This is a genomic window from Thermodesulfobacteriota bacterium, from assembly GCA_034189135.1.
In the GTDB taxonomy this organism is placed as follows: Bacteria; Desulfobacterota; Desulfobacteria; order Desulfobacterales; family JAUWMJ01; genus JAUWMJ01.
In genome coordinates this window covers 46,075-57,115 of record JAXHVO010000138.1, presented here as the reverse complement: position 1 = coordinate 57,115, position 11,041 = coordinate 46,075, and the positions used below count along the sequence as shown (strand labels likewise).

10 protein-coding genes are annotated in these 11,041 nt (G+C 43.1%); 1 reads left to right on the top strand and 9 read right to left on the bottom strand.

What is annotated here, in order from left to right; genetic code table 11:
* Nucleotides 1–560: hypothetical protein (locus SWH54_20295; GenBank protein ID MDY6793612.1), on the top strand; the 560-nt coding region annotated here is incomplete at its 5' end.
* Nucleotides 561–819: 259 nt separating this feature from the next.
* Here the strand turns inward: SWH54_20295 and dut are convergent.
* From dut to infB, 9 genes are all read right to left on the bottom strand, one after another.
* Nucleotides 820–1,275 carry a dUTP diphosphatase gene (gene dut, locus SWH54_20290; protein MDY6793611.1) on the bottom strand — a complete coding sequence of 152 codons (456 nt, stop codon included), beginning with the start codon at nucleotides 1,273–1,275 and terminating at the stop codon, nucleotides 820–822.
* A 225-nt stretch (nucleotides 1,276–1,500) separates the two neighbouring features.
* Nucleotides 1,501–2,766 carry a pitrilysin family protein gene (locus SWH54_20285; protein ID MDY6793610.1) on the bottom strand — a complete coding sequence of 422 codons (1,266 nt, stop codon included), beginning with the start codon at nucleotides 2,764–2,766 and terminating at the stop codon, nucleotides 1,501–1,503.
* 213 nt (nucleotides 2,767–2,979) lie between these two features.
* Entirely contained in the window at nucleotides 2,980–5,064 is a 2,085-nt protein-coding gene (gene pnp, locus SWH54_20280) for a polyribonucleotide nucleotidyltransferase (protein ID MDY6793609.1), read from the bottom strand.
* Nucleotides 5,065–5,223: 159 nt separating this feature from the next.
* Complete coding sequence (gene rpsO, locus SWH54_20275; GenBank protein ID MDY6793608.1) at nucleotides 5,224–5,493, bottom strand: 30S ribosomal protein S15; 270 nt, start codon at nucleotides 5,491–5,493, stop codon at nucleotides 5,224–5,226.
* 38 nt (nucleotides 5,494–5,531) lie between these two features.
* Nucleotides 5,532–6,491, bottom strand: a complete 960-nt coding sequence (gene truB, locus SWH54_20270; GenBank protein ID MDY6793607.1) for a tRNA pseudouridine(55) synthase TruB — start codon at nucleotides 6,489–6,491, stop codon at nucleotides 5,532–5,534.
* Between the two features lie 85 nt (nucleotides 6,492–6,576).
* Complete coding sequence (locus tag SWH54_20265; GenBank protein ID MDY6793606.1) at nucleotides 6,577–7,548, bottom strand: bifunctional oligoribonuclease/PAP phosphatase NrnA; 972 nt, start codon at nucleotides 7,546–7,548, stop codon at nucleotides 6,577–6,579.
* Nucleotides 7,514–7,894, bottom strand: coding sequence for a 30S ribosome-binding factor RbfA (gene rbfA, locus SWH54_20260; GenBank protein MDY6793605.1), 381 nt, complete (start codon nucleotides 7,892–7,894; stop codon nucleotides 7,514–7,516). Before rbfA ends, SWH54_20265 begins: the two co-directional genes overlap by 35 nt.
* A 2-nt stretch (nucleotides 7,895–7,896) precedes the next feature.
* The gene (locus tag SWH54_20255; GenBank protein MDY6793604.1) at nucleotides 7,897–8,187 is read right to left on the bottom strand and encodes a DUF503 domain-containing protein; all 291 of its coding nucleotides are present in this window, start codon (nucleotides 8,185–8,187) and stop codon (nucleotides 7,897–7,899) included.
* 80 nt (nucleotides 8,188–8,267) lie between these two features.
* On the bottom strand, nucleotides 8,268–10,865 hold the full coding sequence (gene infB, locus SWH54_20250; GenBank protein ID MDY6793603.1) for a translation initiation factor IF-2: 2,598 nt from the start codon (nucleotides 10,863–10,865) through the stop codon (nucleotides 8,268–8,270).
* Between the last annotated feature and the right edge of the window lie 176 nt (nucleotides 10,866–11,041).

The window sequence follows — 11,041 nt, the reverse complement described above, 5'->3', positions numbered from 1 at the left end:
CTGCCCCTGATTTTAAATTTTCCGGTACGGACATCATTTCTGTAGGGGTACAGGACCAGCGTGAACCTATCATTTCCCAAAGAAACAAACCGCAGTTGTCCGGTATCATTCGTGGCGGCTGGGGAAATCCATTTTATGTGACCACAACCAGCGGTCGTCCTCTGGCTGAAGATATGTGCGAAGCACTCAGCAATGCGTTGAATAAAAAAGGCTATCAAGCTATCCGCGTAAGCCTTGCGCCGAACGATGATTATAATAATGTCTTGAAAAAATTTTCAGAAAAAGGAGCACCCCAAGCGGTTTTTCTTAGTTTTAAAGAATGGAAACCAGATCTGGGCGCAGGGGGAAATCTCGGCTTAAATTACGATTTTAAATTGCAAGTAATGAATCGTTCAGGTAACGTCCGTGCCGAAAAGTATTTATCCGGACATGATCACCTCGGTAAAATCAAAGGAATGGGATTTTTAAAAGTATATGAAAAAAAAGTCTCCGACGCTTTCCGGCAGAAACTAGAAGAAATGTTCAATTCACCCGATATGGTTGAAGCCATGAAAAAATAAGAGACTTTGCTATAGCTATGTTTTTGAGACCTTTGCAAAACGGCACTTTTTATCCGATTTCTGCGTCAGACTTAAATTTTAATCCTCGAAATATTCCATTTATTCCTGTGGTTAATCCGCCTTAGGCGGATCGTCTTCCTTGAACTCGAATAAAAATCACCATTTTTCAAAGGTCTCTTTTTATAATAGGCGGAAGATAAAATTTTTCCGCCCATTTTTATCTATAAGTGATCGGGTAAAAAGCTGTTTCCCCTTGGTTTCATCCGGTGTGCCCGAAACCGCCTGTATTGCGTTCGGTCTCATCAAGCTTTTCCACGACTTTAAGTCCGGCCTGGTATACCTTTTGGATGACCATCTGGGCCACTCTGTCTCCCCGCCTGAACAGGTATGGCTCTTTGCCCAGGTTGATCACCGCTAGTTTCACCTCTCCCCTGTAGTCCGCATCTATAGTCCCTGGTGAATTTATAAGCCCGATACCATGTTTTACGGCCAAACCGCTTCTAGGACGTATCTGGGCTTCAAATCCTTGGGGAATGGCCATGGCAAATCCGGTGGGAAGCAGTGCGATTTCCCCGGCTTCAAGAACCATATCATTTTCTATGGCTACACAGATATCCATTCCAGCTGACTGGGGGGTCATATAACGTGGCAAGGGTATATCTGCATCCTGTTTTGGCCTGAGGAGAAGAAATTTAACTAACGGAGTGGAATCCATGAAATCACATTACAAGGACATTTATCGAAAACCATAATACGTCTTTTTTAACTTGTTTGTTTGCCTATCACTTAAGTGTTCCGAGTTACGAGTTGCGTGTTGCGAGTTGTTAATAGGAAATAATCCTTTTCATAACCCGTATCTCGCAACCCGTAACACGCAACAATATCGCATGGCACAAAATAAAATTGTTGCTAAATAAAGCTGGTAAGTTGCGTTGTAGGATTAAAAGCTTAAAATATCTTCAAAGGACTCTTTATCGACAGTCGGTCCAAGAAGGGTCAAAGACATATGCCCGGGTTGAAACAGCACTTTTGCCAGTTCGAGGACATTATCTGCGGTCACCCGTTCTACTTTCTCCACCATTGTTTCCAGTGGAATATGCCGGTTAAAATTTATTTCACTCAGTGCCAGGCGCACCATCTGGTTGTCAATACTTTCAGCTGCAAGAAAAAGATTTCCTTTAATGTATTGTTTGGCTTCTTCCAGTTCGGATTCACCTATCCGGACTTCCTTGAGCTGAGTCATTATTTTTAAGATCAGCTCGATGGATTCCTTTGCTTTCCCGGGATCTACGCCAACATAGGCACCTGCCATGCCGGTATCTACATAAGACGACATGAAAGAATACACAGAGTAAGCCAGGCCTCTCTGTTCCCGTAAATTCTGGAACAGCCTCGAACTCATATTTCCCCCAAAAACGGCATTTAAAATAGAAAATGCAAACCTGCGGGGATCAGTAATAGATATCCCTTTTGCTCCCAGACAGATATGCCCCTGTTCCGAATCCCTGTGGTTCAGATTGACGGCAGAATGTGCCAAGGGAGTCATCCGTTCAGGGAACGAATCACCCGGTTTGACAGATTCAAAGTTGGGGCCTACCAGGTCAACCGCTTTTTTATGGGAAAGGTTTCCTGCAATGGAAATGACAATTCGGTCCGGTTGATAGAAGCGCTTAAAAAAATGTCTAATATCATCTGCACTGAAACCAAGTATGTTTTCTTTGGTTCCAAGAATAGAGCGTCCCAGGGGATTGTCCCCCCAGAAAGCGGTATTTGAAAGGACATGGACATATTCTTCCGGATTATCCTCAACCATTCCGATTTCCTGTAAAATAACAGGCCGCTCTTTTTCCAGCTCTTTTTCATCAAAAACAGAGTTTAAAAAAATATCGGAAAGAATATCAACAACGGTTTCCAAGTGGCTGTCCATGACTCTTGCATGGTAACAGGTGTTTTCATAACCGGTAAAGGCATTGGTACTGCAACCCAGAGCATCGAACTGCTTGGCAATCTGAAAAGCCGTCCGCTTTTGGGTCCCTTTAAAAATCATGTGTTCGATTAAATGGGAAAGCCCGTTTTCCTTCAGCGATTCATCCCTGGCCCCAACATCTACCCATACGCCCATCGACACGCTGTGGGCATGGGGCATTTTTTTCGTCAGAATGCGGACACCGTTTTTTAAAGTTGTTTTATTTACGGTTTTTTTCATTCTTTTTTATTCAATTTTAAAATCCACACCCTTTGGGTGTGGATTCTTTACTTTTTTCTGCTGACTTTGTGCCTTCTGCCTTTTATCTCTAATCAACTTTGGTCTGGTAAAAAGTAATACCGATGGCTAAGTAAAAAGTTCCATATACCCCCGCTAAAAATCAGGGGGATAAAAAGGCTACAACGCAGTAGATGGAATTTTTTTACGACGCCATCAACTTTCCTCTTCAAGCGCTGCTTTAAGGCTCAGGCGAATCTTTCCATCCCGGTTGACCTCTAGGACTTTAACCTTTATTTTTTCTCCTTCTTTTACAATATCGGTCACTTTTGCCACTCGATGATCGGCAAGCTGGGAGATATGAACCAGCCCGTCCGTGCCGGGCATGATCTGCACAAACGCGCCAAAATCCATGATTTTGACCACCGTCCCTTGATAGATTCGTCCGACTTCGGGTACGGCAATAATTTCGTTTATCATCTCTTTTGCAGCCTCTCCATCCTTTTTTGAAACAGCGGCAATTTTTACCAGACCCGAATCATCTATTTCAACCTGCGTATTTGTTTCACTTTGAATGGAGCGGATGGTTTTCCCCCCTGGGCCGATCACTTCGCGGATTTTGTCGGGAACAACATTAATGGTAATGATGGTGGGTGCGTGAGGTGAAATTTTGTTACGAGGCTCTTTCAAAGCCTCAAGCATCCTGTCGAGAATGAACAGTCTGCCGACGCGAGCCTGTTCCAAGGCTTTTTCCATTATTTCTCGTGACAGTTCTAGGATTTTTATATCCATCTGAAGCGCAGTGATACCGTCTTTTGTCCCGGCAACCTTAAAATCCATATCCCCGGTATGATCTTCATCTCCAAGAATATCGGAGAGAATCACCACCTGGTCTTCCTCTTTAACGAGGCCCATGGCAATGCCTGCAACAGGGGCTTTGATAGGAACCCCTCCATCCATAAGTGCCAGTATTCCTGAGCACACAGTGCCCATGGATGAAGAACCATTGGATTCTAAAACCTCGGAGACAATACGGATGGTATAGTCAAATTCTTCTTTGGAAGGTAGTACTTTTTCAATGGCTCTTGTTGACAGCCCGCCATGGCCGATATCCCTGCGGCTGGGACCGCCGATTCTTTTAACCTCTCCAACCGAAAAAGGCGGAAAATTGTAATGCAGCATAAATGGCCTTAATTCTTCCCCGCTCAACGTTTCCACTCGCTGCTCATCCCGGCCTGATCCAAGAGTAAGCACACCCAGCACCTGGGTTTCTCCCCGGGTAAAAAGTGCACTGCCATGAGGTCGGGGCAAAACGCCAGCTTCACATGTAATCGGTCTTATTTCATCGAACTTTCTGTTATCGATACGACGTCCTTCTTTTAAGATAAGTATGCGGCAAATATTCTTCTGGATGTCATTAAGGATTTCGTATACCTCCGTTCTCCTATCTGCATAGTCTTCACCAAGATTTTCAAAAATTTTCGCTTTAACTGCACGAAGAGAAGCCGAACGCTGGATTTTTTCCGGAATCAGAACAGCTTCACGCATAGAAGACATCGCTTTGGTTTCAATCATGTCTACCAGGGCTGGATCTTTTTCCGGGAGGGCAAAAGGACGTTTTGCTTTTCCGGCAGCGTCTTTTAATTTTTGCTGAAGCTCAATAACAGGCTGCATGGCGCGGTGACCGAATAAAACAGCTTCAAGCATGTCGGATTCACTGACAACATCTCCGCCACCTTCAACCATGACCACCCCTGTTTTGGAACCGGCAACAATGATGTTAATATCGGAACTTTCATAATCACTGATCGCCGGATTGACCACAAGGTTACCATTGATACGACCCACACGGGCGCAGGCGATGGGGCCTGCGAATGGAATATCTGATATTTCCAAAGCTGCGGATGCCCCGATCATAGCAAGTATATCCGGATCATTTTCCTGATCCATTGAAAGAACAGTTGCAATGACTTGAGTTTCATAGCGATATCCTTTGGGAAACAGGGGACGGATCGGCCGGTCGATCAAACGGGAGGTAAGTGTTTCCTTTTCACTGGGTCGTCCTATTTCACGCCTGAAATAATTACCGGGTATCCTGCCGGCAGCATAAATCTTTTCTACGTATTCAACGGTAAGGGGAAGAAAATCGGTCGACCGTTCCTCATGGGCGGATACGACTGAAACCAGCACCATTGTTTCTCCATATTGAACCATCACCGAACCGGAAGCCTGTTTTGCAACCTTTCCTGTTTGGATAGTAAGGGATTTCCCTCCGAAATCCGTTTTAAATAAATTTTCCATGTTTTCTCCTAAAAATAAAGTGACTTTAAAAGGATCACTGTGTAAAAAGCCACTTAATTTTACGCCAGCTGTTTTGTAATCTCCCGGTTATTGAAATCAGAACTACTCTAAAAATAACATCCAAACCATCAGATCCGAAGAGATAAAGGGTGGTCAGATCTATCGCTTAAGACCCAGGGTTTCGATGATAGCTCGGTACCGGTTCACATCCTTGAATTTCACATAATTTAATAGTCTGCGGCGTCTGCCTACCAGCATCAGCAAACCTCTTCTGGAATGATGGTCTTTTTTATGAATCTTCAGATGCTCGGTAAGATAGGAGATACGGTTGGTCAAAAGTCCAATCTGGACTTCCGGTGAACCTGTATCCTCTTCGTGCAGCCTAAATTTTTCAATCAGCTTTTTTTTACTTTCTGTTGTAAATACCACTTTTTGTTTGCCTCCTGTTATTGGGATGAATTTATATGCTATGTATGAAAAACACAGTTATATTTAAAGCTGTTTTTTCCTTTATCAAGGGTTAATACAGCAATAAGTTTATTTTCGCGGTTAACAATCTTGAACAAACCCTCCTGGCCGGTCTGATTTTTCTTTAAATCAGGGAAAACATCCTTTCTAGTGATGATACTGCCATGAAAAATTTTTTGGGTCAAATTATCATTTGCCATAAAACCGGTCATATCCTTCAATGCGTCCGTCATGGTTATCAGACGCCGGGAAAGTTTCCCGCATTTTGCCAGTTTTTTCAACTCAGGTATGGTTACCGCATCGCTGATTGAAAATTGACTGCTTTCGGTTCGCCGCAGTTCTTTCAGATGAGCCCCACAACCAAGAGATGTTCCTATGTCCGCGCAAAGGGTCCTGACATAGGTTCCTGAAGAGCAGAGAACCTCAAATCTCACAAACGGCAAGTTAATGTCAAGGATGTCTATGTATGAAATAAAGACACTTCTTGACGGTTTTTGCACGGGTCTTCCCTTTCTGGCCAATTTGTAAAGGGGCACACCCTTGTGTTTCAATGCCGAAAAAACCGGCGGAAGCTGTTCAATTTTTCCCTCAAACCGTTTAAATACCGACCGAATCAAATTTTCGGAAAAATCAACCTTATTGCATGTTGCTATAATGTTCCCGGTCGAATCCTGTGTATCAGTTTCAACGCCCAGATGAACCAGGGCGGTGTATTTCTTGTTGCCTGGCAAAAAAAACGTTGCCAGTTTGGTCGCATGATTGATACAGCATGCCAATACACCTGTGGCAAAAGGATCCAGCGTCCCCGTGTGCCCAACTTTATTGGCCGACAAAGCTTTTTTTACAATAGCAACTACTTTTGCCGATGAAATACCGGCGGGCTTATCAACAACCAATACGCCGTTTAATTCCTTCCGGTTTTTTGAAGCTGGATCTCTGATGCCGGATAACCTGCTCATAAATCATTTGCCAAGTAAAACCTGATCCCCTTGAGTGCGCTGTCGGGTCTGTTTTTGAAAGAAAACCACTATAAGCAATTTAGGCTTAATTTTTTTCTGACAAGTTTGCAATATCAGATTTTATTTTATCCAGGCCTGCTTGTACGTCGAATCCTGCTGCAGTTGCATGCCCGCCTCCACCAAAAGAAGCGGCAATGGCGGAAACGTCCACAGTTCCATCAGATCTGAGGCTGATGTGAAATTGGCCGGAACCTTTTAAATGGTGTCCGCCGTTTTGTTTCTCATGAATAAGTGCTGCTATTTTTACATCTTCTATTCGTCTGGCGTAATTGATAAGACCATCAATATCTTCAGCGCTTGTACGCGTTTTGCTTAGCATTTCCTGGGTAACGGTCATTATCGACAGTTTCCCATTATGCAGAATTTCAATTGAATCTAGCGCAAGATTCAAAAGTTTAATTCGGCCAAGAGAGTACCTGCCATACACATGCTGGGCAACATCAGAAGGGTCAACTCCTTTTTCAACCATTTCCCGACATATGGCAAAAGCCGCCTGGGTTGTATTGGAAAAACGAAATGAACCTGTGTCGGTTAATATCCCTGTGTATATCGAGGTAGCCATGCTCTTATCAATGGCAACATCCATCTTTTTTATCAGCTGGTAAATTATTTCCGCAGTTGAACTGGCAGATGGATCAATGAAGTGGAAATGACCAAAATGGCTATTGGAAATATGGTGGTCCATATTGATAATTGCCGGTATATTCTTTACCATGGAAGCGGCTGTGCCGATACGTGCTAAATCACTGCAATCAAGGATAACGGCGGTATCAAATTCATTGGCCGAATTAAGCTGATTTCCAATCATTTCAACACGGGGCAGGAAACGATATACGGCAGGAATCGAACTTTCGTTGTACAAAGTTATTTTCTTATCTGCTGCGTTTAGCAAAAGCCCCATAGCGATGGTGGAACCGACCGCATCACCGTCAGGGTTTGCATGAGATGCCAGCAAAACATGATTACTGCTTTGCAGTTGATTGATTATCCGATCCATTTTCCTTTTGTATTGACTTTAGAATTTTGTTTATATGATCTCCGTAATCGAAAGAGTCGTCATAAAAAAATTCAAGTTCAGGCATATAACGCAGCCCGAGCTTACCGGCAAGAGATCTTTTCACAAATCCCCTGGCACTTTTAAATCCCTGGGCAACTTCTTCGACACTTTTTTCTCCACCGGATATGGCATAGTAGATCCGCGCAACTCTTAAATCCCGCGACATTTTGACATTGGTAATGGTGGTCATTTTAAGACGGGGATCTTTTATCCCTTTTTGGAGTATCTCCGACAGAACTTGCTGTATCAGGCCGCTTACCCTGTCAGAACGCTCATAATTTATCATGGTTAACTTTTAAAATTGTTTATACTGATGATTTCCATTTCAGTATCAATGATTTCGCCAAGTCCAAATTCTTCCGCCATATTAAAAACCTTGTCTATCTTTGAGTTTACCACTTTTCGGTTGTTTCCCACCAGGGAAAAACCTATTTGAGATCTTTGATAAATATCATTGAAACCGACCTCAGCCACGGAAGCGTTAAACTTATTTTGCAACCGGCGGATAATCGATTTAATAATTTTTCTTTTGCCTTTCAAGGAGTGACATTCATGTAACCTGAATGTAATAATTCCCATTCCCACTACCATTGAACACGCACCATATTTTTAGCTACACAGCTATTTGGGTTGAAGACTGAGCAGTGATCCATTTTTTGCTATAATTCGGGTTTAATTTCTTCCAAATAATAGCATTCTATGACGTCACCCACCTTGATGTCGTTGTAGTTTTCAATTCCTATGCCACATTCATACCCACTCTGAACTTCTTTCACATCATCTTTAAAACGCCTAAGTGAAGAATTCTTGCCTTCAAACAAGACAACGCCGTCCCGGACAAGGCGCAACAGTTGCCCGCGTTCGATTTTTCCGTCGGTCACATGACAGCCGGCAATGGAACCAACTTTGGGAACATGGAATACTTCACGAACCTCGGCCAGGCCAAGAACCTTTTCTTCAAAAGTCGAAGACATCATCCCCACAATGGCACTTTTAATATCGTTAATCACATCATAAATAATATTATAAAAACGTATATCGACATTTTCTTCGCCGGCAAAGGCTTGAACCTTGGGACTTGGCCGAACGTTAAATCCGATAATTATCGCATCCGAAACCGCCGCCAGAGAAATATCCGATTCCGTAATGGTGCCTGTAGCGGAATGAATGACACTAATTTTTACTTCTTCATTGGAAAGTTTGGTCAAAGAATCCGAGATCGCTTCAATGGAACCATGGACATCCGCTTTGATTATTATATTCAAGTCTTTCAGTTCACCTTCCTGAATCTTTTCATATAGCTTTTCAAGACTTAATCGACTTGTTTTGGCAAGTTCTTTAGAGCGCTGTCGCTGTACCCGATGAATACTGACCTGTTTGGCACTTTTTTCATCTGAAAGGGCAATCAATTCATCTCCGGCCATCGGCACGCCGGTAAGACCGATCACTTCAACAGGTATGGACGGACCGGCCGATTCCACTTGACGTCCTCTGTCATTCAACAGGGCACGAACTTTTCCATAATGAATTCCACACACAACAGGATCTCCGGCATGAAGGGTCCCGTCCTGTATAAGCACTGTCGCAACTGCGCCCCTGCCGGGATCTATCTTTGACTCAACAACATACCCTTTAGCCGGCTTTTCCGGATTGGCTTTTAATTCAAGCACTTCGGATTGCAAAAGTATCATCTCCAGCAGTTCATCAATGCCGGTGTTTTGCTTTGCAGAAACCCTGGCAAAAATGGTGTCTCCTCCCCAATCTTCGGCAGTAAGCCCTTCTTCTGAAAGCTCGCGATAGACTTTCTCAGTATCCGCATTTGCCTTATCGATTTTATTCACTGCCACAATAATTGGTACCCCTGCAGCTTTGGAGTGATTAATCGCTTCAATGGTTTGCGGCATAACCCCGTCATCTGCAGCAACAACCAGAACGACGATATCCGTCATTTTAGCGCCTCTTCCCCGCATGGCAGTAAAAGCTTCATGTCCCGGAGTATCCAGAAAGACGATTCGGCCGTTATCAGTCATAACGTTATAGGCACCGATATGTTGCGTAATCCCCCCTGCTTCAGCAGCCGTAACTCTGGTTTTTCGTATCACGTCCAGAAGAGATGTTTTACCATGATCAACATGGCCCATAATGGTTACTACCGGCGCCCTTTCGACCATTTTATCAGGATCATCTTTTTCCACCTTTAACACAATTTCTTCTTCAAAAGCGGCACGTTCGACTTCATAATCAAACTCTGAGGCAACCAGAACGGCCGTATCAAAATCAATGGTTTGATTGACAGTTGCCATAACGCCCATGGTCATCAAGGCTTTAATCATTTCACCGGCCTTAATTCCCATACGTTTGGCCAAATCGGAAAGAATAATGGTTTCATCGATTTTTATTCTTCGTTTAATGGCTTTGGCGGTCGTAATCTGCGTTTTCTGTCCGGTTCCAACCGCTTTTCCTTTAGCTGTTTTTCGGTCTTTTCGACCACGACGTTTCTTGGAATACAGATCTTTGGCTTCAACAACCGCTTTTTTTCTAAAAGAGATCTTTTTTTCAAAAAATTTTCGATCTCCATCTTTTTCGCCGGTCTTTTTCTTTCGTTTCTTTCCCTTTACTTCCTTGGGAGGCAAATCCGTTTTCAAGGGCATTACTTTTGGCACAGCCTTGACGGATGGAGTGGATGTTTTAACTTTTGGTTCCGGTTTTTTATCTTTGGCTTTTATCTTTCGAGGCGTTTTTTCAACAGGGGTTGTTGGCAATTTAATGATTTTTGCCGCAACTTCCTTCTTAACCTTTTTCTTTTTGGGAGTAACTTTTTTTATAGTAGACGGTTTTTCAACCTTTTCTTTGACATCTTTTTTCGGCACAGCCTTATCGGCAGCCTTTTTCTCAACCTTTTTAATCTTAGCACTTGCCTTTGAAGTTTTGCTTTCTTCGACTGTTTTATCTGAAGCAGGCTTGTCTTCAGGTTTTTTTTCGGTCAACACTTCTTCCGCCTGAACCTTGGGTTCGGGAACCGCTTTCTTGGAAACAGATCTTTTGCGCCGCCTGATCACAGTTGGTTTAATGCGTACTTCTTCGATCGCATCCGGCTTTTTACTGAAAAGCTCAGATTGAATCATGCCTACAGTTTCATCATCCAGAACACTCATATGGCTCTTCACACTGATACCTATCTCCTTTATCTTTTCCAGGAGAACAGTGTTTGTCATGTTGAATTCTCTGGCAAGTTCATATATTCTGGTTTTTGCCATCTATCCCCCTATTGGCTTAGGACTCATTTATAAATAACTTTAAGCCAGGTATAGTTACCCCCATAAATATGTTCCGTTTTGAATGAGGAAATTGTTGGAGCGTATTGGTCGTCCTGTTCTTTCTTTACCATCGCTTATATACGAGTTTTTCATCGTTTAAAACGGAATATATTTAT